The 25,468-nt window shown below is 58.8% G+C and carries 20 protein-coding genes and 1 pseudogene; 10 read left to right on the top strand and 11 right to left on the bottom strand.

All coding sequences use genetic code 11. The features are described from left to right. Positions 1–12: 12 nt before the first annotated feature. The 8 genes and pseudogenes from yut to V6P94_RS17875 all read right to left on the bottom strand — a co-directional run bounded on the left by yut (position 13) and on the right by V6P94_RS17875 (position 6,990). Positions 13–993, bottom strand: a complete 981-nt coding sequence (yut, locus tag V6P94_RS17910; RefSeq protein ID WP_133077599.1) for an urea transporter — start codon at positions 991–993, stop codon at positions 13–15. A gap of 190 nt (positions 994–1,183) precedes the next feature. After that, positions 1,184–2,146 (bottom strand): urease accessory protein UreD, encoded by a 963-nt coding sequence (locus V6P94_RS17905; protein WP_133077600.1) that lies wholly within the window; start codon positions 2,144–2,146, stop codon positions 1,184–1,186. Next, positions 2,143–2,790, bottom strand: a complete 648-nt coding sequence (gene ureG, locus V6P94_RS17900; RefSeq protein WP_019828475.1) for an urease accessory protein UreG — start codon at positions 2,788–2,790, stop codon at positions 2,143–2,145. Before ureG ends, V6P94_RS17905 begins: the two co-directional genes overlap by 4 nt. Positions 2,791–2,855: 65 nt before the next feature. Next, on the bottom strand, positions 2,856–3,542 hold the full coding sequence (locus V6P94_RS17895; RefSeq protein WP_133077601.1) for an urease accessory protein UreF: 687 nt from the start codon (positions 3,540–3,542) through the stop codon (positions 2,856–2,858). Between the two features lie 21 nt (positions 3,543–3,563). Beyond that, complete coding sequence (gene ureE / locus V6P94_RS17890) at positions 3,564–4,235, bottom strand: urease accessory protein UreE (protein ID WP_133077602.1); 672 nt, start codon at positions 4,233–4,235, stop codon at positions 3,564–3,566. Between the two features lie 82 nt (positions 4,236–4,317). Continuing rightward, positions 4,318–6,036 carry an urease subunit alpha gene (locus tag V6P94_RS17885; protein WP_133077603.1) on the bottom strand — a complete coding sequence of 573 codons (1,719 nt, stop codon included), beginning with the start codon at positions 6,034–6,036 and terminating at the stop codon, positions 4,318–4,320. A 195-nt stretch (positions 6,037–6,231) separates the two neighbouring features. Then, a pseudogene (locus tag V6P94_RS25090) lies at positions 6,232–6,528 on the bottom strand (urease subunit beta); the annotation flags it as partial. A gap of 159 nt (positions 6,529–6,687) precedes the next feature. Continuing rightward, positions 6,688–6,990, bottom strand: a complete 303-nt coding sequence (locus V6P94_RS17875) for an urease subunit gamma (RefSeq protein ID WP_016781195.1) — start codon at positions 6,988–6,990, stop codon at positions 6,688–6,690. A 308-nt stretch (positions 6,991–7,298) separates the two neighbouring features. On the opposite strand from V6P94_RS17875, the gene V6P94_RS17870 reads away from it, so the two are divergent. Continuing rightward, positions 7,299–8,851, top strand: a protein-coding gene (locus V6P94_RS17870; RefSeq protein WP_326397640.1) for an IS3 family transposase whose coding sequence is annotated in 2 segments (ribosomal slippage) — positions 7,299–7,761 and positions 7,761–8,851 — 1,554 coding nt in all. Because the reading frame shifts where the segments join, the coding sequence is not laid out codon by codon here. 298 nt (positions 8,852–9,149) lie between these two features. On the opposite strand, the gene V6P94_RS17865 is transcribed toward V6P94_RS17870, so the two are convergent. Next, positions 9,150–10,250 (bottom strand): FUSC family protein, encoded by a 1,101-nt coding sequence (locus tag V6P94_RS17865; protein WP_322149506.1) that lies wholly within the window; start codon positions 10,248–10,250, stop codon positions 9,150–9,152. A gap of 317 nt (positions 10,251–10,567) precedes the next feature. Here V6P94_RS17865 and V6P94_RS17860 point away from each other — a divergent pair, with 317 nt between their 5' ends. The 8 genes from V6P94_RS17860 (at position 10,568) to V6P94_RS17825 (ending at position 21,495) form a co-directional block, all read left to right on the top strand. Continuing rightward, positions 10,568–11,476, top strand: a complete 909-nt coding sequence (locus V6P94_RS17860) for a LysR family transcriptional regulator (RefSeq protein ID WP_019828469.1) — start codon at positions 10,568–10,570, stop codon at positions 11,474–11,476. A 327-nt stretch (positions 11,477–11,803) separates the two neighbouring features. Then, positions 11,804–13,336: an MFS transporter gene (locus V6P94_RS17855; RefSeq protein WP_326397743.1), complete on the top strand. Its 1,533-nt coding sequence runs from the start codon at positions 11,804–11,806 to the stop codon at positions 13,334–13,336. After that, a complete protein-coding gene (locus tag V6P94_RS17850; protein ID WP_019828466.1) occupies positions 13,333–14,397 on the top strand; it encodes an HlyD family secretion protein in 1,065 nt (354 codons plus the stop codon). Before V6P94_RS17855 ends, V6P94_RS17850 begins: the two co-directional genes overlap by 4 nt. After that, positions 14,394–15,824 carry an efflux transporter outer membrane subunit gene (locus V6P94_RS17845; protein ID WP_326397744.1) on the top strand — a complete coding sequence of 477 codons (1,431 nt, stop codon included), beginning with the start codon at positions 14,394–14,396 and terminating at the stop codon, positions 15,822–15,824. Before V6P94_RS17850 ends, V6P94_RS17845 begins: the two co-directional genes overlap by 4 nt. Before the next feature lie 200 nt (positions 15,825–16,024). Further along, positions 16,025–17,344: an MFS transporter gene (locus V6P94_RS17840; RefSeq protein ID WP_019828463.1), complete on the top strand. Its 1,320-nt coding sequence runs from the start codon at positions 16,025–16,027 to the stop codon at positions 17,342–17,344. 84 nt (positions 17,345–17,428) lie between these two features. Continuing rightward, positions 17,429–17,923 (top strand): sigma-70 family RNA polymerase sigma factor, encoded by a 495-nt coding sequence (locus tag V6P94_RS17835; protein WP_019828462.1) that lies wholly within the window; start codon positions 17,429–17,431, stop codon positions 17,921–17,923. Positions 17,924–17,946: 23 nt separating this feature from the next. After that, positions 17,947–18,924, top strand: coding sequence for a FecR family protein (locus tag V6P94_RS17830; protein WP_338647966.1), 978 nt, complete (start codon positions 17,947–17,949; stop codon positions 18,922–18,924). A gap of 228 nt (positions 18,925–19,152) precedes the next feature. Next, entirely contained in the window at positions 19,153–21,495 is a 2,343-nt protein-coding gene (locus V6P94_RS17825) for a TonB-dependent siderophore receptor (protein ID WP_326399043.1), read from the top strand. A gap of 87 nt (positions 21,496–21,582) precedes the next feature. Here the strand turns inward: V6P94_RS17825 and V6P94_RS17820 are convergent, their stop codons facing one another. Beyond that, positions 21,583–22,734 (bottom strand): MFS transporter, encoded by a 1,152-nt coding sequence (locus V6P94_RS17820; protein WP_046808634.1) that lies wholly within the window; start codon positions 22,732–22,734, stop codon positions 21,583–21,585. A gap of 147 nt (positions 22,735–22,881) precedes the next feature. Here V6P94_RS17820 and V6P94_RS17815 point away from each other — a divergent pair, with 147 nt between their 5' ends. Next, positions 22,882–23,304: a RidA family protein gene (locus tag V6P94_RS17815; protein ID WP_019828457.1), complete on the top strand. Its 423-nt coding sequence runs from the start codon at positions 22,882–22,884 to the stop codon at positions 23,302–23,304. A 136-nt stretch (positions 23,305–23,440) separates the two neighbouring features. Here the strand turns inward: V6P94_RS17815 and uvrB are convergent, their stop codons facing one another. Continuing rightward, positions 23,441–25,456, bottom strand: a complete 2,016-nt coding sequence (gene uvrB, locus V6P94_RS17810; RefSeq protein WP_019828456.1) for an excinuclease ABC subunit UvrB — start codon at positions 25,454–25,456, stop codon at positions 23,441–23,443. Positions 25,457–25,468 lie beyond the last annotated feature (12 nt).

Below are 25,468 nucleotides of genomic sequence, written 5' to 3'. Positions count from 1 at the left end.
AGGGATCGGACATTATTGGCGGTGGGCCGGCATGACGTCTTTGTTGGGCACCAGGAACAACCAGGAAGCCAGCACAAAGGGCATGGTCAGGGTCGGGATGCCTGCCGGGCCCAATACTGTATTCAAGGCGCCCTGCACAAAGACAGTGAAGATCACCCCGATCACGGTGTAGATCAGTACCCGCCAGCTTGGCTTGTTGAAGGTCGAACCCAGGGCGATGGCCGTCAGCACGGCGCTGAATGCATACAGGCCGTTATTGATACTGCTGTGTTCGGCCTGCAGGACCACGGCGGTCAGGACGGCCAGCAACGATCCGAGAATACCGAACACGGCGGCCCACAACGATGACACCGCCAGCCCTGCGAGAAACAGCACGCTGCCAATCACCGTGCTGATCAGGAACACTTCAGAAACACCGTAGAACGTACTTTTGAACAGGTCGATGCCGTCGAACAGACTGGTGTTGTAGGCGACCAGATCATGGGGCAGGTTGGGCACGGGCAGGGAGCTGTTTTCCAGGCCGCCAAAGGCATAGCTGGCCAGCAGCATGGTCCAGGTCACCAGTACGAAGGGGGCGGTGAGCGCAGCGACTTTCCAGGTTTTCAGGATGTCGGCGATGCAGATCGTGACGATCACCGAGACCGCGCTGCCCAGGATGATGCACAGCCACAGGATGGGGGTGACGGCAAGAAAGGTCGGCAGGGCGACACCCACCAGGCAGCCGTTATACCCGTACAGGCCGGCTTTCCAGGAGGTGTGGTCCTTGAGGTGCATGCCGGTGAAGGTTGCTACCACGGTGCCCAGTACACTGCCGTAGGCCACTGCCGGATTGCCTTCGGCAAAAGCCCCGACAAAGATCGCGGCAAAGAACAGCAAGCCGGTCAGGGGGTTGTTCTGGAACATGACTTGAGCGCAACCGCGCAGAGTGACGTCGATAAACTCAAGGACGACGTTGCCATCCGCCACTTTTGACCACTTGGATGCAGTTTCCATATTGACTCTCCCAATTGTGCATTTGGCCTGGATCCGCTTGCGTAGCAGCTGCCCTAGGAACGAGGCTGCGTCCGACGGCGCAGCCGTCGTAATCCCTGAGGACAGGGTTTGACTGGCACACCGCAGTGCCTGATTTTGCGACGGCTGCGCCGTCGGACGCAGCCTCGTTCCTTCGGCAGCTGCTACACAGTTACTTCCACAAAAACTGCGGCTGAAGTGTCAGGCCCAGGATCTCTTCGCGGGCGACTTTCCAGAACTCGCGGATTTGCGCCTTGACCTCACCGCTGTCGTTGCCCAGTACCTTGAAAATCAGCCCGCAGTCGTTCGGCAGGCGGGTGACGCCGCTGGCCAGCCCTGCGCTCATGTCGAAGAGCGCCGGGATGCGCTCCACAATCCGGTCGTGATGCTCCTTGGGCGTGAGCAGCACCACGTTGCCGAACACGTCGAAGGTCTGCATGACACCAATGGCGTCCAGGCTCTCCTTTTTCGGTTCAAGAATGTACTTCTCGACAAACAGTTCGCGGCCCTCAAGGTTTTCAGCGCTCACTCGCGAGGAGTAAACGTCAAAACCGAAACGCTCATCGACATGGTGGTATTTGCGCCCCGACATCAACACTTCGCAGTAGATCGCCGTTGCCGTGGGGTGGATCTTGATCTGGGTGCTGGTGATAAACCGCGCATTGCGATGGGGGATCAGCGGGTCTGGCATAAACTCCAGATAACCGCCTTCCTCGATTCGCAAGTGCTGGATTTGCGTGGCGTAGTTGGCATCCATCGAATGCACTTTGGTCGCTGACTGGGTGGTGACGTGCCCGCAGGCACCCACCCCAACATTGACGTCAGTGGCCAGGCGGTCGCCCTGCAGCACGCAGCCCGAAGTCGAGATCATGGTCACACAGGGCAGTTCGGGCATAACCTCGTCCCAATACAGGGCCCGCTGCACCAGCGACGGCACGCGCCGCTCCATGTCCGCCAGCACGCTGCGATTGCCGCGCTTTTCAAAACCCAGTCGCAGGTAGCCGCTTTTTCCCACGGCACCACTTTGCATTTGTGGAGGTTCGTCCTGGTACTGCGACAGCTCCGGCGCATCATTGCCCAATGCGTGAGCGCGCAGCCGTGACGGGGTGTTCACGATCTGGCTCTGCGCTGTCATGCAGTGACCTCGCTCTTGACCGCCGGTTTTTGGGCGAACAGGAACATGTGCTCGATCATGTCCACCAGTTCTTCAATGCCGTGGCCGGTCTTGCAGTTGGTGAGGATGTACGGACGGTTGCCACGCACCACCTTGGTGTCGCTTTCCATGACATCCAGGCTGGCGCCGACATAGGGCGCAAGGTCGATCTTGTTGATGATCAGAATGTCTGCCTGCACCAGGCCCGGGCCATTTTTACGCGGGATTTTTTCGCCTTCTGCCACGTCGATCACGTAGATGTAGAAGTCGGCCAGGGCGGGGCTGAAGGTCAGGGTCAGGTTGTCGCCTCCGCTCTCGATCATGATCAGGTCGCTGTCGGGGAACTTCTCTTCCATTTCCTCGACCGCTGCAATGTTCATGCTCGGGTCTTCACGCACTGCGGTGTGCGGGCAGGCACCGGTCTCGACACCCAGGATCTTGTCTTCGTCCAGGATCCCTTTGAGGGTGCGCTTTACCTGCTTGGCGTCTTCGGTGGTGACGATGTCGTTGGTGATGATCAATGGCTTGTAGCCACGGTTGATCAGAATCGGAGTGATCACTTCGATGATCGCGGTTTTACCTGAACCGACCGGGCCGCCAATACCAATACGAGTAATCTTTTTCACGGTTATTTCCTTACCAGATAGGGGAGCTGATTGAGCGTCGACCACGTCAACGCAATCCGGGAGTATCAGTTCATGAACAGCCGCACGTGTGCTTTGACGTGAGCGGCGGCGAGCACATCGACGATGGGTACATAGGACGACATCTGTTCGATATCACCGATTTCAGCGATGTCGCAGAAGGCTTCAATGTCGTGGTTGAGTTCGAACAGAATGTGCTGGGTGTCCAGGTGCGTGACCCGCATAAGGCGCATGGCGGCGCTGAGGATGGTCATGGCGACACCGTACTGGTGCATCACCACCACTTCCCTGGCGCCAATGCCCTGGGTCGACATCACCACGGCCTGGGTGACGGGGTAGGTGCCCGCCGCGTTGCCGGCCTTGATCTGCTCCAGCCACCAGCGGACCAAGGGTTTTTCGACGACATGGATCGACATTTCGGCCAGTTTTTTACCCATGCGCGTCGCCATCAACCGGCTTTCTTCGTTGAGCTTGCGGTTATTGACCGCCCAGTCCGCGCGCAGGATCCCGTCGCGGTCTTCGGCGACACAGGCCCGGTGTGCGGCGACCACACCCATGCCGTCACAACTGGCCGCTTGTTTGAGCGCCGTGAGGACAAAGCCCTTGAGGGTCGCGACATCGTGAACGATGCCTTTCTGAATGGCGGATTCCACGCCGTTCGAGAACGAAAAGGCACCCACTGGCAATACGGAATCGCCAAACTGCATGATGCGAATTAGATCTGATGCGTTCATCAAAGCGCCTTCTTGCCGGATTCAGTGCTTATGGCTGTGAAACGTATGGCCATTGTCGTGGCTGTGACTGTGCGAGTCGTGACTGTGCAGGCCCTGGATCTTGAGGGCTGCCGCGTCCAGCTTGTCTTGCGGGCTGGCCACGTGAACGTGGGTGTCGGTTTCTTCGGCGCCGCCAAACAGCAGGCGTGCCTCTGAAGTGGTCAGCAGGGGCAGGACTTCAGCACCGCCGACAAAGGCATATGGCAAGTGTTGAAAGCCGTGGGTGCGCATCACCGAATCCATCATTTTGGTTTCGACCGTGAGCGGGATGTACACCTCGTTGTGTTTGGTCACGGCTTTCCAGTGCTGGTTGCCCAGGGCATGGCCCAGTTCGAAGCTGGTCTTGATCAGGACGTCCAGGGGTTGCTGTTTAAGTTCCTTGAGGTCAATCACCATCACGTCGCGCAGGTTCAGTTGCACCACGACGGCGGTGTTGGTGGCGTCATCCCACATCAGCACATCACCGTCAGACAGCACGACGTTGCGCTCCAGCGAGATACCCAGGTCCAGCCCGCCGAGACTGGTGCGCCGGCAGCGGCTTTTTTGCGCTTCACGCTGGTCCAGTACCAGAAGGTCGACATTGGCGCTTTCCAGTTTCTGTTTCCAGTGAGGGTCTTTCTTGGCGTTGCCCAGAATGTGTTCAATCAAAATCACGTCGCAAACTCCTTCCCCGAATCATTTGCCGGGCGTTTGCCGCCGGGGATGAATGCGTCCCCGGCGGCTGCCCGTTCAGACTTTAGCCAAAGAAATAACGCTGGTTCATGGTGGCCACGTCGATGGGTTTGCACGTGGCGTGCACACCGTCGACTTTTACGGCGAAGGTTTCAGGGTCAACTTCGATAAGCGGCGTCTGGTCGTTGCGTACCAGGTCTTTTTTGGAGACGGTGCGACAGCCCCGTACTGCCACGACCTGACGTTCCAGCCCGGCCTTTTCTTTCACGCCGTCTTCAAGGGCCGCTTGCGACACGAAGGTCACGCAGGTGTCCTGCACGGTTTTGCCGAACGCGCCAAACATCGGGCGGTAGAACACCGGCTGCGGGGTTGGCAGAGAGGCGTTAGGGTCACCCATCGCGGCCCAGTTGATCATGCCGCCCTTGATCACCATCTTCGGTTTGGCACCGAAGAAGCGCGGATCCCAGAGCACCAGGTCGGCCATCTTGCCGACTTCGACCGAGCCCAGCACGTGGCTGATACCTTGGGCCAGGGCCGGGTTGATGGTGATCTTGGCCACGTACCGCAGTACACGGAAGTTGTCGTTGTCGGCACTGTCTTCCGGCAGTTTGCCGCGCGAAACCTTCATCGCATGGGCGGTCTGCATCACGCGCAACCAGTTTTCACCGACCCGGCCCATGGCCTGGGAGTCACTGGAGAACATGGAGATAACGCCCATGTCCTGCAGCACGTTTTCGGCGGCGATGGTTTCCGGGCGTACCCGGCTTTCGGCAAACGACACGTCGGCCGGCACGTTCGGGTTGAGGTTGTGACAGACCATGATCATGTCGAACAACTCGGCCTGGCTGTTGACACCATAGGGCAGGGTCGGGTTGGTCGAGCTCGGCAGCACGTTGTTCTGGCTTGCCACCCTGATGATGTCGGGGGCGTGACCGCCACCGGCGCCTTCAGTGTGGAAGGTGTGGATGGTACGACCTTCGAAGGCATCAATGGTGTCTTCGACGTAGCCACATTCGTTAAGGCTGTCGGTGTGCACCGACACCTGGACGTCCATCTCGTCGGCAGTACGCAGCGCATGGCGTATGGCGTTTGAAGTTGCGCCCCAGTCCTCGTGAACCTTCAGACCGGCGACACCGGCGATGATTTGCTCGGCCAGCGGGTCGCGGCCGAAGGAGTTGCCTTTGCCGAGCATGCCGACGTTGACCGGCAGCCCTTCGAGCGAGCGCAGCATCTGGCGGATGTTCCACGGGCCTGCGGTCACGGTGGTGCCGTTGGTGCCGTCGGTAGGGCCGATGCCGCCGCCGAAGAAGGTGGTCACGCCGTTGGACAGCGCGTGATAGGCCTGTTGTGGCGAGATCAGGTGAACGTGGGTGTCGATCCCGGCTGCGGTCAGGATCAAGTGCTCACCGGAGATGGCGTCGGTGCTCACACCCACCACCAGACCGGGGGTCACACCGCTCATGGTGCCCGGGTTACCGCTTTTGCCGATACCGACAATCTTGCCGTCACGCACGCCCACGTCGGCTTTGATCACGCCCTGGATCGCGTCGATGATGGTGACGTTGGTGATCACCAGGTCCAGTACGCCATTGTCCCGGGTCAGGGTGTTGTCAGCCCCCATGCCGTCGCGCAGGGATTTGCCGCCGCCGTAGACGGATTCTTCGCCGTAACCACGTAAGTCCTTTTCAATCTCGACAAACAGGTTGGTATCACCCAGGCGGATTTTGTCGCCCGTGGTTGGGCCGAACAGGCCTGCATATTCTTTGCGTGAAATGGTTGGCATCGGTGGCTCCTTTTCTAATGCCGCGCGGGCGTCAATGACTAAACGGCGCGAGTGCAAAATATGAAAATGCTGTGGTTACTTGTCGTTGGTGGGCTTGGCCGGCTTGGAAAATTTGAAGCCGTGATCGACCGCGCGCTGAATGGCCTGGAGTTTTTCCGGGCGTTCATGGTTGCTGGTCATTTTGTCCGGTGCCCAGCCATCGACCAGGTTGTTGAAGCCGTAAAGGGTTTGCTTGCCACCGTACGGAATCAGCGGCACTTCAATTTCATCGCCCGGCTCGAAGCGGATGGCGGTGGTAGCCGAGATGTTCAGGCGCTTGCCAAAGGCTGCGGCACGATCGAACTCAAGGGCACGATTGACTTCGAAAAAATGAAAGTGTGAGCCGATCTGGATCGGGCGATCGCCGGTGTTGCGCACTTTGACTTTGGTGACGGGACGGTCTTCGTTGAACGTGATCGGGGTGCTGGCGAAGATGGTCCCGCCCAGAGGCACGTCAGCTTCATCGCCCTTGTGTACGCCGCCAGGGTTTTTGGCGTGAGGGATGTTGTGCTTCGGGTGGGTGTCCTGGTGCGGCCCTGCGGTCTCTTTAGTGCTCATGACTGACTCCTCAAAACGTGAAAGTTTTGCGTTAACCGGGTTTGGAACAGGCGGTTACTTGATCGGGTCATGGACCGTGACCAGACGGCTGCCGTCGGTGAAAATCGCTTCGACCTGAACGTTGGGAATCAGGTCGCTGACACCTTCCATCACGTCATCTTTGGTCAGCACTTTGCTGGCCTCGGTCATCACATCTTCAACTGACTTGCCGTCTCGCGCGCCTTCCAGTGCGGTCACGGTGATAATTGAAACAGCCTCTGGATAGTTCAATTTCAAGCCGCGAGCCTTGCGCCGGAATGCGACGTCCGAGAGGGTGTAAACCATCAGCTTTTCGACTTCTCTGGGGGTGAGCTGCATAAGCCCTCCTATCTACAGTGCGGTAAGAATTAAAGTTCTGGAGTGCGTGTCAGGCGTGCGCGCATGCAAAACACTCCACACGTCGGGAGCGTGCAAAGGCTGGTTGAGGTTTGAGTGGTTTTTGGGTGCAGGTGGTCGTTTCATGGGCTCAACCGTTCAAATCCATTAATACGGGTGCGAGCAGAGCCTAGACCATAATTCTCGGCAGGCCAGGTGAGGCTGTAGGGTGGTAACCCCCGGTGTCAGGATAGTTGTCGCCTCTCCGATTTTTCCTGAAAAAGCATATCGGGGGCGGAAAGAGACTGGTCGTGCCGTATTATTCATCTGAACGTAGAGCCGCATTGCTCAAGATGCTGCTTCCCCCGCTGAGCCTGACGATGGCCGAGGTTTCCCGGCGCGAAGGGGTCAGCGAAATGTCTTTGTCCAACTGGCGCAAACAGTTCAGATCCGAAGGGAATGTAGTGTCCGAAACCAAGCCGTCATCCCAGAACTGGTCAGCCGAAACCAAGTTCGCCATTGTCCTTGAAGCCGCCGGTTTGGCCGAAATCGACCTGGGAGAATATTGCCGCCGCAAAGGACTTTATCCCGAACAGATCGCCACCTGGCGACAGTCATTTATCAGCGGCCAAAAGTCTGAAAAGTCCCAGCAAAAAGACGACCGCGAACAAGCGCGTAAAGACAAGAAACGCATCCAGGAACTTGAGCGTGAACTGCGCCGCAAAGACAAGGCGCTGGCCGAAACCGCCGCGCTGTTGGTGCTGCGAAAAAAGCTCAACGATTACTGGGGGATCGACAGCGAGGACAACTGACCTCTTTGCCGGAACGGCAGTTGCTCGTAGCTTGGCTGGTCGAAGCAGTGGTGGCCGGGGCCCGAAAAGTCCTGGCATGCCGAGAGGTAGGGCTGTCGCTCAGAACCTTGCAACGGTGGACCGAAACGCAGGTGCTTCAAGCCGATGCCCGCACGACCACCGTGCGGCCTACGCCGCGTAATGCCTTGAGCGAGATCGAGCGGCAAGCCATCGTGACGCTGTGCAACAGCCCGGCATACGCCCATCTGCCTCCGAGCCAGATCGTTCCGCGTCTGGCTGACGAAGCACGTTATCTGGCGTCGGAGGCCACGTTTTATCGCATCTTGCGAGCGGCGGGCCAGCAACAGCATCGAGGCCGTAGCCAGCGTCCCCGGCGCTACGCAGCACCGACAACGCACGCTGCGCAAGCGCCCAACCAGGTGTGGTCGTGGGACATCACGTACTTGCCGTCGCCGATACGGGGCAAGTATTACTACCTGTATTTGATCGAGGATATTTACAGCCGCAAGGCCGTGGGCTGGGAAGTTTACGAAGAAGAAAGCGGCGAAAAAGCCGCTGCGCTGCTGCAGCGCAGCGTGATCGGCGAGCAGTGTTTATACGAGCCGCTGGTGCTGCACTCGGACAATGGAGCACCGATGAAATCGCTGACGCTGTTGAGCAAGATGTACGACCTGGGCATTACGCCGTCCCGTGGTCGGCCGCGAGTGAGCAATGACAATCCGTACTCGGAGTCACTGTTTAGAACGCTGAAATATTGCCCGCAATGGCCGCAGGCAGGCTTCGCCAGCCTGGATGCCGCACGGGTCTGGGTGAGGGATTTTATGCGCTGGTATAACAACGAGCATCGGCATAGCCGGATCCGCTTCGTCACGCCGTCAGAGCGCCATCGTGGGTTGGATCATCAGATCCTGGCTCGGCGGCATGACCTGTACGAACGAGCTCGGAAGAAAAGCCCGGAACGCTGGTCAGGTCAGACGCGTAACTGGGAGCCAATAGGGACGGTGATGCTGAACCCGGATCGGGAGCAGCAGGCCGAGAAAAGAGCGGCATAGTTGGATGGTTGACGCGACAAGTACCTTGAAAAACGCCGGTAACAGGGTGTTGACAAAGTCTGGAATTGGCTGGTTTTGATTTTTATTGTTTTAAAACAATAAATTACATATTTTTTATTTGCTTTTTTGGCTGGTGTTTATAGCTAAATACGCATTTTTAGAGTCCGAAAAATCCTCATCTTTTGTGCGTTAAGTCATCTAAATGGGTCAAGAGCATTGGATTAATAGGGCCTTATGCAAGCGTCATAATTCTTGCATGAGACCCCGCGAATTCACCATTCAGGCAGCTGCCATGAGGTTATTTCTGATCCGCCAGCTTGTCGTTTTTAAACAAGTGCTTGTGGGGGTTCGGATAGAGTGCGCTGTGCAGTTGATCATTGAGTTCGGTCAGTTGCCTGAGCATTTCCAGGCTCAGCCACACATAGGCATAAAAGGGTGTTTCGCTGATCTTGCCATCAAGACTCTTGAGCACAAGTTCATGCAGGTCGTGGGTTTTTTGCCGCAGTTCGCCACTGATCTGGTTGTTTGAAATGCCCAGGGTCAGCTTGTTCTGGAGTGATTCGAGCGCTTGCGGGATCAGGTGGTGGAGGTCGCTCAATGCTGGTTCGCTCTCAATCAGCAGATGGCTTTCGCGTGAAGACCAGTATGCATCGATCATCAGGCTCATGGTCGCCAGCATGTTGCGGTGCAGGGTTTGCACTGCCTCGAACACGTGTGGCTTGAGTTTGGTCTCTTTGCTGGCGGGAGCGATATAGCTGCGCAACTTGATGATCGTGTCCAGCTCATCCTTCAGCTCATCCTCCAGATCGGGCCGCTCGGCGATCCGGGGGGAAAAGTACGCCGAATACAGTTCGTTGATCTTGCCCAGACTTGCACTGAGTTTGATCCGCAGATCGGTGTAGGCCCTTAACGGGTAAATGCTGGTGTAGAGCATGGCCAGTATCGAACCTGCCAGTACGTAACCACTGCGGGTGAGTGCGGACTCCATGTCATTGGGCGGCGCGCAACTGACCACTGCCAGCGTTGCGCCGATCAGCAGGGCCATATAAGGATGCTTGCCCAGCGTCAGGTAGCCTGCGATGAACATCAGGACGCCGGACCACAACAGCATGAGGGAAAACGAGTAGGTTTCCAGGTACAAACCCACGAGCCCCGACAGCGCACCAATGATGGTGCCACCGGTACGTTGCACGGCTCGTGACGAGACATTACCCCAATAAGGCTGCGGCCCCATCACGATGAGCATGGTGATCAGGGCATAGGAGGCGCCGTCGAGCTTGAAGTAACGAATGACAACGAAGGTAATCAGGAACGCCAGACTGATACGGGTGGCATGGATCCAGTGGTTGTATTTGCAGGCCAGTTTTTCCAGATTTGAAATCTTTTTGCCCAGCTGCATAGAGTCCCCAATCGTTGTAATGGATTGGGCTGCCAGCGTAGTTCAGGATGGGTGGCTCCACCACTCAGGATGGCTCTACTTTGGGGCGGGGGAGAAATGGCAGGCGTAAAAAAGGCCATTACCATCATGGGGATCCGGTAATGGCCAAAAATCTCAACCAAAGAGAGCGTCAGGCATCAACCTGACGGGCGGCAATGTATCAATGTCACTCTTAGTTAGCTAGCTAAGTGTGAGCGAAACTGTTTTACCTGATGCGCAATAATGGTGCATTACGAGCCGGCTAGGCATGACATGCGTTACCCGATACCCTTTAAGGCATGCAAATACCTGACTTGAATCTGCTGGTTGCCTTGAATGTCCTGCTCGAAGAGGGCTCGGTGGTGGGCGCTGCCCGGCGCATGAACCTGAGCGCTCCGGCCATGAGCCGCACCTTGACCCGAATCCGTGAAGTCTTGAATGACCCTATTTTGGTGCGTTCCGGCCGTGGGCTTGTGCCCACACCCAGGGCGTTGGAATTGCGTGAACAGGTACGCGGTGTGGTTGAGTTGGCCCACGGGATCTTCACTCAAAGTCAGAACAGTGATTTGCGTGAGCTGGAGCGCACGTTCAGCATTCGCGCCAACGACGTATTTTTTGGCGTGTATGGTGCCGCTTTACGCCAGCAAATAGCCCTGGAAATGCCCAAGGCCACCTTGCGGGTCGTGCCGGAAGGTTTTACCGATGATGAAGCGCTTAATGAAGGGCGTATTGACCTCACCATCTGCGCCACTAACCGCTTCAGCTCGGATATCAAGGTTCAAAAGCTGTTCACTTGCCCGTTTGTAGGGCTGGCACGGGAAGGTCATCCCATCTTCGACCAGCCCATTACACCCCGACGCTTTGCCGGGTATGACCATATCAGTGTGTCCCGCCGGGGCCATGCCCGGGGGCCGATTGATGTGGTGCTGGCTGAACAGGGGCTGGAGCGTCGGGTGTCATTCACTACGCCGACCTTCTACTCGGCGATCTTTGCGCTGGCTGGCGCCGACCTGATTCTGCCGTTGATGCCCCAGGTGCTGCTTAAAACCCTTGAACCACTGGGCCTTAAATTGCGTCCGTTCGAGTTGCCGATCCAGTTGCAGCCGGTTGAAATCGTTCAGGCCTGGCACCCGCGCCTGGACAACGACCATGCCCACCGCTGGCTGCGTCGAACCCTCAAGACTTTCTGCGATAACGCAGTGGTGTGAGCCTTAACCCCTGTAGCAGCTGCCGAAGGAACGAGGCTGCGTCCGAGTGCGAAGCACTCGCAAGATTTTAGTCGCGCCATTACTGTTTAACCCGTTAGCTGATATATGGCGGCTTCGCTACCGGACGCAGCCTCGTTCCTTCGGCAGCTGCTATGGGCAAAAGTTGGCATCCGCAATAATTGCGTCTGACGCACTCCACAGTTAGCTATTTATCAATTTTTATAGTAATGCAAGCTGATTAAACTTTCTGTCATCTATAAAGACGACGGAGTCAGCCATGTACTGGCGGTTTGATCATGGGCGCAGTCTGGCGTCTGGAGCAGGGGTGTGACTGCGCTGGTTGCAGGTGCAACCACCCCGGCACCCGCCATCAGCACGGCATTTGGGCTGCGGATTTTTACGGGTCTGCTGGGCGTGTTGCTGGCGGTGCTGGTATCGGGTTTCAACGAGAATGTAACCAAGGTGGCCATGCCCGATATTCGTGGGGCAATGGGCATCGGTTTTGACGAAAGTACCTGGTTGCTGGCGGTGTATTCGGCCACGTCCATCAGTGCCATGGCTTTCGCGCCCTGGTGCGCGGCAACCTTCTCTTTGAGACGGTTTACCTTGTGTGCCATCGGTGCTTTTTTGCTGTTGGGCATCCTCTGCCCGTTTGCGCCTAATGTCGATGTGCTGATGTTGCTGCGCACTTTGCAAGGGTTTGCCGGTGGCGCCTTGCCGCCAATGCTGATGTCAGTGGCGCTACGGTTTTTGCCGCCGGGCATTCGTCTATACGGGCTGGGCAGTTATGCGCTGACCGCGACCTTTGGCCCCAGTTTTGGTACGCCGCTGTCTGCCTGGTGGGTGGAGTACGCCGGGTGGCAGTGGGCGTTCTGGCAAATCATCCCGCTGGGCCTGTTGTCGATGGCTTGTGTGGCCTGGGGTTTGCCCCAGGACCCATTGCGGCTGGAGCGTTTCAAGCAGTTTGACTGGCGAGGCCTGCTGCTTGGCTTGCCGGGCCTGATCATGCTGGTGCTGGGCCTGGAACTGGGCCAGCGGCTGAACTGGTTCGAGTCGTCGATGATTCAGTTTTTTATTGTCGGCGGCACCGCGCTGATGGTGTTGTTTTTTATTAATGAATGGTCGCATCCGCTGCCGTTTTTCAAGTTGCAACTGTTGAAAATCCGCAACCTGGCTCATGCCCTGCTGACGTTGGGCGGGGTGCTGTTTGTGTTGTTGGCGGTGATCAAGATTCCTTCCAGTTATCTGGCTCAGGTGCAGGGTTACCGTCCCCTTGAAACCGCTCCGGTCATGTTGCTGGTGGCGTTGCCACAGTTGATTGCGCTGCCGCTGGTGGTCGCGCTGTGCAACCTGCGCTGGGTTGACTGCCGCTGGGTACTGGCCATTGGTCTGGCGCTGTTGGCGCTGGCGTGCGGCCTCGGTTCGCAGGTGACCTCAATGTGGAGTCGCGAGAATTTCTATGGGTTGCAGGCGATTCAAATCATCGCACAGCCCATGGCAGTAATTCCGTTGTTGATGCTCGCCACGGGCGGCCTGAACCCGGCTGACGGCCCGTTTGCATCGGCCTGGTTCAACACCGTCAAAGGCTTTTCAGCGGTTGCCGCGGGCAGTGTGCTGGGTGTGTTGACGCTCAACCGCGAGCACTTCCATTCAACGATGTTGCTCGATCGCCTGGGTAACTCGCCGCTGGTCAGTACCGGGGCAGATCTGGCGCATCGGGTTCATCAGCAGGCGGTGGTGCTGACGTCTGCCGACCTCTATCTGTACATGGCCGCCTTGGCGCTTCTATTGATTGTGTTAATCCCTTTTGGCCCCACGCGGATCTACGCGCCGGGCACACCTGTTGGAGCAGTGAAATGAGTACAACAAGCGGGCGCAAGCCTTTGGTCATGGTCGGCGTGGGTCTGGTGGCAGTTATTGTGCTGTACGGGTTGTGGCGGCTGGTTTTCGGATCGGGTGCAGTGCAGAGCACCAATGATGCGTTTGTCAGCGCCGATTACACTTTGATCGCGCCTAAAGTCGCAGGGTTTATCGATGAAGTGCTGGTGCAGGACAACCAGCCGGTCAAGGCCGGGCAGTTGTTGGCGCGGATCGATCCTCAGGACTATCAGGCTGCCGTGCAAGCGGCGCAAGCCAGCGTGGCGAGCGCTCGGGCGCAGCAGGCCAATGCACTGGCGATGCTTGAGCGTCAACGCTCGCTGATCGAACAGGCCAAGGCCACGGTCGATGCGGACCTGGCGCAGGTGGAGTTTGCCGAACATGAGTTGCAGCGCTATCAACATCTGGCGGGGCAGGGGGCGGGAACATTGCAGAACTCCCAGCAGGCGAAAAATCGTTCGCTGACCGCCCGGGCCGAGTTGGCCCAGCACAAGGCCGCCATGGAAGCTGCCCGTCAGCAAACCCGTGTGCTGGCCGCCCAGGCCACCGCGGCGCAAGCGTCGGTGGACTATGCCGAGGCCTTGCAAGCACGGGCCGAGCTGGACTTGTCCCACACCCAACTGACGGCACCTTTTGACGGCGTTGTAGGGCGGCGCAGCGTGCGTCTTGGCGCTTACGTCAAGCCCGGGGATACCGTGCTGGCGGTTGTACCGCTGGCGGACGCCTTTGTCGTTGCCAACTTTCTAGAGCATCAGCTGACCCACATGCAGGCCGGGCAACGTGTGACGATCAAGGTTGACAGTTTCCCCGGCCAGACCCTGCAAGGCACCGTCGACAGTATTGCTCCGGCTACCGGTGTGACGTTCTCGGCCATTGCCCCGGATAACGCAACGGGCAACTTCACCAAGGTAGCGCAGCGCATAGCGGTGAAAGTCACCCTGGATCAAGGGCAGTTACTGGCCAGCCAATTGCGCCTCGGGATGTCGGTAGATGCATCTATCGACACGGCCACAGCGCACGATCAACAGGTCAGCGCACGATGAAAAACACTGCATTGATCTGGGCTGTGGCCTGTTACAGCGTGTTGAGTCTGAGTGGTTGCGTGGTAGGTCCGGACTTCCAGGCGCCCGTGCCCAAGATTGCAAAAAACTGGGCGCCCGTGGCCACCGAAGCGGGGCATAGCGGGACGCTCGAGTCAGCAATCGACCCGCGTTGGTGGGATACTTTTGGCGATCGTCAGCTGTCGGCATTGGTGCGCGAGGCGCAGCAGAGCAACTTTGATGTGAAACTGGCGGCCAGTCGCCTGGAGCAAAGCCTTGCGATACGCCGTCAAATAAACGCCGACACCTTGCCTGAGGTGGACGGTACGGCCAGTTACAGTCGCAGCCGTAACAGTCAGGTGGGCTTGAATGACCCTTCGGGGCACAGCGGCAAGCAGGCGTTCAATCTGTGGAATGGTGGCCTGGGTTTTAGCTGGGAAGCGGACTTGTGGGGCAGGGTCAAGCGTTCGGTGGAAGCGGCTGATGCATCAGTGCAAGTGGCGGCAGAGGATCGTCACGGGGTGCAGTTGCTGGTGATCGTGCAGACCGCGCAGCACTATATTCAGCTGCGTGGTACGCAGCAGGCACTGGCGGTGGTGGAGCAAAACCTGCAGATCGCCCGCCGTAGTCTGGAGCTGACTCAATTGCAGCTCAAAGAGGGCGTAGCCACTGACTTGCAAGTGTCGGAAGCCGCCGCTCAGGTAGCCGAGATCGAAGCGCGCATGGCGCCGTTGCAGCAGCGTAGTGCGCAATTGATCAATGCTCTGAGCATGCTGGTGGCTCGTGAACCAAGGGCCTTGCAGCAGCTATTGAACGCAGCGGCGCCCGTGCCGGCCTATGGCGCGGATGTACCGATTGGCTTGCCGAGCGAGTTGGCGCAGCGACGCCCCGATATCCGCCGTGCCGAGGCACAATTGCATGCAGCCACGGCTGCTATCGGTATGGCCAAGGCGGACTTTTATCCACGTATTACCTTGTCTGGAAGCCTGGGGATGCAGGCCATGCAACTGTCAGATCTGGGCAGCTGGGGCTCGCGCAGTTTTGCGTTCGGGCCGGGGTTGAGCGTGCCGGTGTTTGAAGGTGGACGTTTGCAGGGTGCGTTGCAATTGCAGGAAGGGCGTCAGCAAGAGGCCGGCATTGCCTATCAAAAAACCGTATTGCGGGCCTGGCATGAGGTGGACGATGCACTGGTGGCGTATCAGGCCAACCAGCGTCGTCGTGACAGCCTGCAGCAGGCGGTGGTGCATAGCCAGCGTGCGCTGGATAGCGTCCATCAACAGTACACCCAGGGTACGGTGGACTTTCTGAACGTATTGACCGTTCAAAACGTGCTGCTGGCCAACGAAGCAGCGCTGGTCGACAGCACCGCCCAGGTGTCGCTGTCGCTGGTGGATGTGTTTGGGGCATTGGGTGGAGGGTGGCAGGGGTAGTTGCCTGGGGGCGGTGGCCTATGTGGGAGCGGGCTTGCTCGCGATGGCCGCGCTTTGGTGACTCAGTCACACCGAGCAGTTCGCATCCCAAGCCAGCCCGCTCCCACAGGTTTTGCAGTGGTTTCTGCAGGATTTGCTATGCTCGCGCCCTCGACCGCAAGCGCCAACATAGGCGTGTCCAGTTAACATTGAGCCTATTTATGTCTGCTGATACTCAAGCCACAACGGTGCGTTTTTCCCGTTCCGACTATAGAACCTTGGGCCTTGCGGCCCTGGGCGGGGCGCTGGAAATTTACGATTTCATCATTTTCGTATTCTTTGCCCTGACCCTCAGCCAGCTGTTTTTTCCGCCGGACATGCCCGAATGGCTGCGCTTGCTGCAGAGCTTCGGGATTTTTGTGACCGGTTATCTAGCGCGCCCATTAGGCGGGATTTTGATGGCGCACTTTGCCGACCACCTGGGGCGCAAGCGGGTGTTCAGCCTGAGCATCCTGATGATGGCGCTGCCTTGTCTGCTGATCGGGATCATGCCCACTTACGCGGATATCGGTTATTTCGCGCCGCTGATTCTGTTGGCCCTGCGCATCCTTCAGGGCGCGGCGGTAGGGGGGGAGGTGCCCAGTGCCTGGGTATTTGTGGCCGAGCATGCACCGGCCGGTCGCAGGGGCTTTGCCCTGGGCTTCTTGCAAGCCGGGCTGACCTTCGGCTACTTGATCGGGGCCTTGACCGCGACGCTTCTCGCCCAGATGTTCACACCAGCAGAAATCCTTGATTACGCCTGGCGCTTTCCGTTCCTGCTCGGTGGCGTGTTCGGTGTGATTGGCGTGTGGCTGCGTCGCTGGCTCAGTGAAACCCCGGTGTTTTTAGCCTTGCGCGAGCGCAAGGAAGGCCGCGCAGAGTTCCCGTTACGCACGGTTTTGCGTGATCACCGTGGGTCTTTGCTACCGGCTGCGTTGCTGACCTGCGTCCTTACTAGCGCCGTGGTGGTGTTTGTGGTGATTACGCCGACCGTGATGCAGCAACGCTTTGGCATGACTGCCAGTCACACCTTTGCGTTGAGCAGCCTGGGCATCGTGTTTTTGAATATCGGCTGTGTGCTGGCCGGTCTGATCGTCGACCGTATCGGCGTCTGGCGCAGCATTGCGCTGTACAGCGTTTTGCTGCCACTGGGTATCGGCCTGTTGTACGCCAGTCTGGTAGGGGAGTGGGCATTGCCCGGGCTGGCGTACGCATTCGCCGGTTTGACCTGCGGGATTGTCGGGGTGGTGCCTTCGGTGATGGTTGGCCTGTTTCCTGCGCCGATCCGCGTTTCGGGCATTTCGTTTACCTACAACATCGCCTACGCACTCTGGGCCAGCACCACGCCGTTGCTGCTGATCGCGTTGATGCCGTGGAGTCCGTGGGTGTGCGTGGCGTTCTGCGGGGTGATGGGAGTGGTCGGGTTGCTCACGGCCCGGCGCTATGGTTCCAGCGGTGCCACTCAAGTCGAGAAACGCTTGTTAGCCAAGGCCGAGATGTAAGGGTTTGACCTTCTGTCATCGCAGTGATTGCTGGCTTTAATAGGAAGCATTACTATTCGCGCCCCACCTGTGTAGTCCCCTGCGATGACTCAGAAAGTGCCCCGTAAAACGGGCTTCTTTGACCATTACGAAGAGTTGATCGGAACCTGGACCCGGCGCCTGCGCAACCGACAGCAGGCTCAAGACCTCGCCCATGACACTTTTGTCCGCGTGCTCGAATCCAATGTGGATGCGGTCGAGCAGCCGCGTGCGTATTTGCACCAGACAGCCCGCAATATCGCGGTGGACGGTTTTCGCCGTGAAGAACTGCGCGCTGCCAAGGAGCAGGCGGGCGTTCCTTCAGGCTCGTCCGAAACCGGTGATCCGGAGCAGTACATGCGTGCTCTGCAGTTGGCTGAGTCGGTTGAAAGGGCATTGCTGGAGCTACCGCTCAATTGTCGCAGGGTCTTTGTCTGGCAGAAGATCGAAGGCCTCACCCAGGCAGAGATTGCAGAGCGCCTGGGGCTGTCCAAGAACATGGTGGAAAAGTATATGATCCGCACCCTGCGCCATCTGCGTGAACGTGTGGGGTCTGCGTGATGACATCGGTAAAGGATTGCGTGATGGATACGCCTGACTGTGCATGTGGCAGCGCGAATGTGCGCGACGCCGCCGCAACCTGGTTTGCGCGGGTGCAAGCGCACACCCTGAGCGTGGCCGAGCAGGCCGAATTTGAGGCGTGGCGTACGCAACACGCCAGCCATGAGGCGGAATACCAGTGGTTGGCCAGCATGTGGTCGGCCGCAGACCTGTTGCCCAAGGCGCGATTGCAGGCGTTGTGCGAAGTGCCTGCGCCAAGGTTGGGGCGTCGCTCGTTTCTGGCTTACGGGCTGGCTGCGAGTGTTGTGGCAATAGCGGCCGGGGCGGGTCTGTGGATGCAGCTGCAATCGTCAGCGGGCTACCAGGCCGAGTTTGCCACGGCGACAGGTGAGCGGCGCACAGTGAACCTGCCCGATGGATCATCCATTGAACTCAACGGCCGCAGCCGCGTACGAATCAATTTCGAGCGTCGCCAGCGCAATGTCGAGTTGCAGCAGGGCGAGGGAATGTTCAGCGTGGCCCGCGACGCTGACAGGCCGTTTGTGGTTCAGGCCGGTGCCGGACAGGTGACAGTGACCGGTACGCGTTTTGACGTGTTGCGCGAGGGCGATCAGGCACGGGTTGCGGTGGAGTCCGGGCATGTTCGGGTGCAAGGTGCCAACCCGCACGCAGTGGCCAACCTGACGGCGGGGCAGGGGACTGTTGTGGACGCGCAGGGGCAGGTGGCTGCCGTGCAGGCGGTCAACACCCGGGTGTTGACCGCCTGGCGCAAGGGACAACTGGTGTTCGAGGATGCCACCCTGGGTGAAGTGGCGGCACAAGTGTCCCGTTATCGCGACAAGCCTGTGCACGTGACCTCGCCTGCGATCGCCCGGCTGCGGCTGTCCAGCGTGTTTAAAACCGATGACACCGATGCGCTGCTCAAGGCCTTGCCACAGATCCTGCCAGTCGCTGTCCGGGCACGGTCAGACGGCAGTCAGGAAATCATCGCCAGAAAATAATTGGGTAATCAATTCAGGTTTTTTTCGAGTTCTTCGTCTTCTTGATCAACTGCAACTGGTTTGCATTAACAGTCGCACTCAAGTGCGATCCACAGGGCAAGACTCGACGTGAAAAACAACAATCATCGTGGGCGACTTTCCTCGCTTGAAACACCTTTGAGCACTCCAGCTTCTCTTCCCCGCACGCGCTTGTTGCCGCTGGCGTTGGCCCTGGCGGTCAATGCGGCGATGCCCTGTGCGTTTGCCGCACAATCCCCGTCGAGTGCTGTCCATATTCAGTCGCAGCCCTTGGGTGCCGCACTGAGCCAGTTGGCTCAACAGACCTCGTTGCAGGTGTTTTTCAGCCCGCAACTGGTGGCGGGCAAACTGGCGCTTGCGGTCGACGGCAACCTGTCACCCGAGCAAGCCCTGGCGCAGTTGCTGCAAGGCAGTGGCCTGAGCTACACGCTGGACGGCGATGCCGTGACCCTGAGTGCTGCGCCCACCGTCAGTGCCGCACCTTCCGGCCCCCTGGAACTGGGACCGGTGGATGTGAAAGTGGTCGGTAACTGGCTGAGCGATGCCAATGACGCGGTGGTGCAGAATCATCCGGGCGCCCGGACGGTGGTACGCCGCGAGGCCATGGTCGAGCAGGGCACCATGAACGTCAGTGACGCGCTCAAGCGCATTCCCGGGGTGCAGGTGCAGGAGTCCAACGGCACTGGCGGCAGCGATATTTCGCTGAACGTAGGCGTACGCGGTTTGACTTCACGGCTGTCGCCGCGCTCCACCGTATTGATCGACGGCATCCCTGCGGCGTTCGCGCCCTACGGCCAGCCACAATTGTCGATGGCTCCGATTTCGTCGGGCAACCTGGACAGCATTGACGTGGTACGCGGTGCCGGTTCGGTGCGCTATGGGCCGCAAAACGTGGGCGGGGTGATTAATTTCGTCACCCGGGCCATTCCTGAAACCTTCCAGGGCGAAGTGGGTACTACCCTGGAGACCTCCGAACGCGGTGGCTGGAAGCACATTGAATCGGCGTTTCTGGGCGGCACGGCAGACAACGGCATCGGTGCCGCGCTGCTGTACTCGGGGGTCAAGGGGGATGGCTATCGGGCGCGCAACAATGACAACGATATTGATGACGTGTTGCTTAAAACCCACTGGGCGCCCACCGATCAGGATGACTTCACCCTCAACTTTCATTATTACGATGCCACAGCGGACATGCCCGGTGGCCTAACCCAGAAGCAGTTCGATGCCGATCCGTATCAGTCGGTGCGCGACTACGACAGCTTCACCGGGCGGCGCAAGGACGTGTCCTTCAAGTACCTGCGCCAGATTGACGACCAGACCCAGTTTGAAGTCCTGACGTATTACACCGACAGCTTTCGTGGCAGCACTATTGCCGCACGTAACTTGCAGACCCTGGCCTCGTATCCGCGCAGTTATCACACGTTTGGCATCGAGCCACGGGTGTCCCATGTGTTTACGCTGGGGCCCGTGACGCAGGAAGTGGGTGTGGGCTATCGCTATCTCAAAGAAGCGATGCACGAGGAGGCCAGCCAGGTCTTGCTGGTCAATTACGTGCCAGTGCCGGGGCCAGGAGCCGATGGTCATGTGTATCAGGATCGCACGGGCGGCACTGAGGCCAACGCGTTCTATATCGATGACAAGATCGATGTAGGTAACTGGACGGTGACTCCGGGGATTCGTTTCGAGCGCATCAGCACCCAATGGCACGACCGCCCGGTACTGGGAAACAACGGTGTGCCGGTGCTTGAGAAGAAGCGCAGCATCGACAGCAGCGAAGCCCTGCCGGCCCTGAGCGTGATGTATCACCTCTCGGACGCCTGGAAGCTGTTTGCCAACTACGAAACCTCGTTCGGCAGCCTGCAATACTTCCAGCTGGGGCAGGGCGGTGTCGGCGATGCGACAGCGGCAGGCCTGCGCCCTGAAAAGGCCAAAACCTACGAGCTGGGTACGCGCTACGACAATGGCGTGTGGGGCGGTGAAGTGACGCTGTTCTACATCGATTTTGCCGACGAGTTGCAATACGTCAGCAACGATGTGGGCTGGACCAACCTGGGGGCAACCAAGCACCAGGGCCTGGAAACTTCGGTTCATTACGACCTGTCGGCTCTGGACGCACGCCTTGACGGCTTGTCGGTGAATGCGGGCTTCACTTACACCAAGGCGACTTCCGAGGGTGACATTCCGAACTTCAAGGGGCGTGACCTGCCGCTGTATTCCCGCCAGGTGGTAAACCTGGGTGCGCGTTATGTGGTCAATCGCTGGACCTATAACCTGGACATGTTTGCCCAGTCCCAGCAGCACGCGCCCGGCACTGGCGGTGTGTACATCACTGATCCGACACCGGATGGCCAGTATGGGGACATACCGGGCTATGCGACCTGGAGCACCCGTGTTGGCTACGATTTCGGCCCTGAAGCGTCGAATTTGAAGGTGGGGGCGGGGATCAAGAACCTGCTGAACCAGGAGTACTACACCCGTTCCAGCGACAACAACTCAGGGATTTACCTGGGTGAGCCGCGTACGTTCTTTGTGCAGGCGAGTGTAGGTTTCTAAGCGCCTCAACACAGGTACTGCCGGACCTGTGGGTGCGGGTTTGCCTGCGAGGTGGAGCACTGCCCCCCTCACAGGGTGTTGTGTTACCTAGACGCGCAAGATCCGCCCGCTGATGGCCACGGCCATCAGCATGGCGGTGATCAGCAAAAAGGCGATGCTCAGGCTGCTGGCATGGGCGATAAAGCCGATGGCCGCAGGCCCTGCCAGAATCCCCGCATAACCCAGGGTGGTGATGGCCGGCACGGCGATGTTTTCCGGCATCACGGTTTGTTTGCCTACGGCGGTGTACAGCACTGGAACGATGTTTGAACACCCCGCGCCCACCAATGCATACCCGAGCAGCGAAACTTCCCAACCCGTCCCCAGTGTTGCCAGGGCCATGCCGGCAGCGGCAAACAGCCCTCCCACGACAATTACCCGCCGGGCACCCAAGCGCTTGACGATGGTATCGCCCATCAAACGACCTGCGGTCATGGTCAGTGCGAACGCGGCATAGCCAAGCCCGGCGTAGGCTTCACCGATGTTTTTTTCGGTGGTCAGGAACACCGCACTCCAGTCGAGCATCGCGCCTTCGGCCAGAAACACCGTAAAGCACAGCAGCCCGATGAACAGCACCACGCCGTGAGGCACGGCAAACGCCGGGCCGCTGCTTTCGCTGCCATAGGGCAGCAGATGGGGAGCGGCTTTAATCAGGGCCGCAAGGAGCAGCATAATCACCACCACAATCGCCCACAGCGGTGACAGGCCCAGCGCAAGCAATGCGCTGACACCGGCTGCCCCGGCAATCCCGCCCACACTGAACAAACCATGAAAGCCCGACATCATGTTGCGTCCGCTGGCGCGCTCAACGATCACGGCCTGCAGGTTGACGGTGGAGTCGACGGCGCCCAGCCCTGCACCAAATACAAAGAGCGTCGCGATCAACAACGACATGGAGCTGGCAGTCGCCAACAGCGGCAGTGCGAGGCAGATCAGTAGCGTCCCGCCGATCAATACCCGCCGACAGCCAAAGCGTGTGGCCAGAACCCCTGCGATAGGCATCGCCAGGATCGACCCTGCGCCCAGACACAGCAGCAAAAGCCCCAAGGTCGCCTCATCCAGCCCGGCCCGTGCTTTGGCATAGGGCACCAGTGGCGCCCAGGCCGCGAGCCCAAAACCGGCGATAAAAAAGGCAATGCGGGTCGACATTTGTTCAAGACGCCCCGGCACAAGGGGCATTTGGGTGTTGATGGCGGTCATGGTCATCCTTGGAAAACGGGCTCTGGTGCGATGCGGCGGGACATCCTTACATATTTGCGGCAGGTGTCGCGAGGGCGCTGGCATACGGGTTTGCGAGAGTGGTTGAATAGCGCGCTTGCTTACTCAACTGCCTATGGTGCGTATTTTATGGATAAGAACTCTAACCCTGCAGTGCAATTACTCAACCCGGCAGGCTTGTATGACCCTGCGCCCAACGGCTATTCCCATGTCGCCCGTCTGGCGCCCAATGTGCGCCTGGTGTACACCGCAGGCCAGGGCGGTGAAAACGCCGAAAGCCAGTTGTCACCCGACTTCGCCGAGCAGGTGCGCCAGGCATTTGCCAACGTGCAGATTGCCCTGGCAGCAGCGGATGCGCAGATCAAGGACGTCGCCAAGATCACAGTATTGATCGTAGATCACAGCATGGAGCGTCTGCAGATTTTGGGTGCTGAGATCTCGCGGGTGTGGGGTGAACTGCCAGCACCGGCCTGCACATTGATCCCGGTACCGCGACTGGCGCTGGATGAGATGCTGTTTGAGGTAGAGGCGGTGGCGGCAGTGGCGGTTTAAGTGGGAGTCTGAACCCGCCGTTAACGCGCAGTTACTGGATAAACCGCGCTACCTGGAAGACTTCGCGAGCAGGCTCGCTCCCACTTAATTGAATTTTTTTCTGTGCCCCTGTGGGAGCGAGCCTGCTCGTGAACGGTTAAACCTGCAACAACCGCTCCCTGAGCTTGCCGATTTCGTCGCGCATTTGCGCGGCGGCCTCGAACTCCAGGTCGCGGGCCAGGGCGTACATTTTTTCTTCCAGCTGGCGAATGCGCTTGCTGATCTCGCTCGGCGAGCGCAGTTCGTTTTCGTACTTGGCGTTCTCTTCGGCGGCTTTGGCCATCCCTTTGCGCTTTTTACTGCGCGAACCCGGTACTACTGCGCCTTCCATAATGTCGGCAACGTCCTTGAACACCCCTTTGGGGGTGATGCCGTTGGCGAGGTTGAACGCGATCTGTTTCTCGCGACGACGCTCGGTTTCGCCAATGGCTCGTTCCATCGAGCCGGTGATCCGGTCTGCATAGAGAATTGCCCGGCCATTAAGGTTACGGGCCGCACGGCCAATGGTCTGGATCAGTGAGCGCTCCGAACGCAGGAAGCCTTCCTTGTCGGCATCGAGAATTGCCACCAGCGACACTTCGGGCATGTCCAGGCCTTCACGCAGCAAGTTGATGCCCACCAGCACATCAAACACCCCCAGACGCAGGTCACGAATGATCTCGACCCGTTCCACGGTGTCGATGTCCGAGTGCAAGTAACGCACGCGTACGCCGTGGTCGGCCAGGTAGTCGGTCAGGTCTTCGGACATGCGTTTGGTCAGCGTGGTGACCAGCACCCGTTCTTCCAGCGCGACGCGCTTGGCGATCTCGGACAGCAAGTCGTCGACTTGGGTCAGTGCCGGGCGAATCTCGATTTGCGGGTCGACCAGGCCGGTCGGACGCACCACTTGCTCGACCACACGGCCCGCATGTTCGGCCTCGTAGTTACCCGGCGTGGCCGAGACGAAAATCGTTTGCGGGCTGATGCGCTCCCATTCATCAAAGCGCATCGGCCGGTTGTCCAGTGCCGAAGGCAGACGGAAGCCGTACTCCACCAGGGTCTCTTTGCGGGAGCGGTCGCCTTTGTACATGGCGCCTACCTGCGGCACGCTGACGTGAGACTCGTCGATCACCAGCAAGGCATCCGCCGGCAGGTAGTCGAACAAAGTCGGTGGCGGCGCACCGGACTCGCGGCCCGAAAGGTAGCGCGAGTAGTTTTCGATGCCGTTGCAGTAGCCCAGCTCCATGATCATTTCCAGATCGAAACGGGTGCGCTGCTCCAGTCGCTGTGCCTCGACCAGTTTGTTATTGGCGCGCAGGTACTCAAGACGCTCCTTGAGTTCCTCCTTGATGCCTTCGACGGCGTCCAGCAGGGTTTCGCGCGGGGTCACATAGTGGCTTTTTGGGTAGAAAGTAAAGCGCGGCATCTTGCGTATGACTTCGCCGGTCAATGGGTCAAAAGCGCTGATGCTCTCGACTTCATCATCGAACAGCTCGATGCGCACGGCCTCAAGGTCCGACTCTGCCGGGTAAATGTCGATCACATCGCCACGCACCCGGAATGTCGAACGGGCGAAATCCATGTCGTTGCGGGTGTATTGCAGGTCGGCCAGGCGGCGCAACAGCTCGCGCTGGTCGAGCTTGTCCCCGCGATCGACGTGCAACACCATCTTCAAATAGGTTTCCGGGCTGCCCAAACCATAAATGCACGACACCGTGGTGACGATAATCGCGTCCTTGCGCTCCAGCAGCGCCTTGGTCGCGGACAAACGCATCTGTTCGATGTGGTCGTTGATCGAGGCGTCTTTCTCGATGAAAGTGTCGGAGGAGGGCACGTAGGCTTCGGGCTGGTAGTAGTCGTAGTACGAAACGAAGTACTCCACCGCGTTGTTTGGGAAGAACGACTTGAACTCGCCATACAACTGCGCGGCCAGGGTCTTGTTTGGCGCGAGTACCAGTGTGGGACGATTCACATGTGCGATCACGTTGGCGATGCTGAAGGTCTTGCCCGAACCCGTTACCCCGAGCAGGGTCTGGTGCGACAGGCCGGCTTCGATGCCTTCGATCATCTGGCGAATGGCTTCGGGTTGATCACCCGCAGGCTCGAAGCGGGTAACAAGCTGGAAATCGGGCATGAAGGACCTCGG

It is taken from the genome of Pseudomonas sp. ML2-2023-3, assembly GCF_037055275.1.
Taxonomy (GTDB): Bacteria; Pseudomonadota; Gammaproteobacteria; order Pseudomonadales; family Pseudomonadaceae; genus Aquipseudomonas.
The sequence above is the reverse complement of the archived record's forward strand: the minus strand, read 5'-3'. Positions and strand labels throughout refer to the sequence as shown.

Excerpts from the sequence above, each read along its gene's own strand:
- uvrB (WP_019828456.1), bottom strand. The coding sequence starts at position 25,456 with ATGCCCGATTTCCAGCTTGTTACCCGCTTCGAGCCTGCGGGTGATCAA.
- V6P94_RS17835 (WP_019828462.1), top strand. The coding sequence starts at position 17,429 with ATGACTCAGAAAGTGCCCCGTAAAACGGGCTTCTTTGACCATTACGAA.
- V6P94_RS17830 (WP_338647966.1), top strand. The coding sequence starts at position 17,947 with ATGGATACGCCTGACTGTGCATGTGGCAGCGCGAATGTGCGCGACGCC.
- V6P94_RS17875 (WP_016781195.1), bottom strand. The coding sequence starts at position 6,990 with ATGCAGCTCACCCCCAGAGAAGTCGAAAAGCTGATGGTTTACACCCTC.
- yut (WP_133077599.1), bottom strand. The coding sequence starts at position 993 with ATGGAAACTGCATCCAAGTGGTCAAAAGTGGCGGATGGCAACGTCGTC.
- V6P94_RS17850 (WP_019828466.1), top strand. The coding sequence starts at position 13,333 with ATGAGTACAACAAGCGGGCGCAAGCCTTTGGTCATGGTCGGCGTGGGT.
- V6P94_RS17905 (WP_133077600.1), bottom strand. The coding sequence starts at position 2,146 with ATGACAGCGCAGAGCCAGATCGTGAACACCCCGTCACGGCTGCGCGCT.
- V6P94_RS17820 (WP_046808634.1), bottom strand. The coding sequence starts at position 22,734 with ATGACCGCCATCAACACCCAAATGCCCCTTGTGCCGGGGCGTCTTGAA.
- V6P94_RS17860 (WP_019828469.1), top strand. The coding sequence starts at position 10,568 with ATGCAAATACCTGACTTGAATCTGCTGGTTGCCTTGAATGTCCTGCTC.
- V6P94_RS17885 (WP_133077603.1), bottom strand. The coding sequence starts at position 6,036 with ATGCCAACCATTTCACGCAAAGAATATGCAGGCCTGTTCGGCCCAACC.
- V6P94_RS17845 (WP_326397744.1), top strand. The coding sequence starts at position 14,394 with ATGAAAAACACTGCATTGATCTGGGCTGTGGCCTGTTACAGCGTGTTG.
- V6P94_RS17865 (WP_322149506.1), bottom strand. The coding sequence starts at position 10,250 with ATGCAGCTGGGCAAAAAGATTTCAAATCTGGAAAAACTGGCCTGCAAA.
- V6P94_RS17895 (WP_133077601.1), bottom strand. The coding sequence starts at position 3,542 with ATGAACGCATCAGATCTAATTCGCATCATGCAGTTTGGCGATTCCGTA.
- V6P94_RS17840 (WP_019828463.1), top strand. The coding sequence starts at position 16,025 with ATGTCTGCTGATACTCAAGCCACAACGGTGCGTTTTTCCCGTTCCGAC.
- V6P94_RS17825 (WP_326399043.1), top strand. The coding sequence starts at position 19,153 with ATGCCCTGTGCGTTTGCCGCACAATCCCCGTCGAGTGCTGTCCATATT.
- V6P94_RS17815 (WP_019828457.1), top strand. The coding sequence starts at position 22,882 with ATGGATAAGAACTCTAACCCTGCAGTGCAATTACTCAACCCGGCAGGC.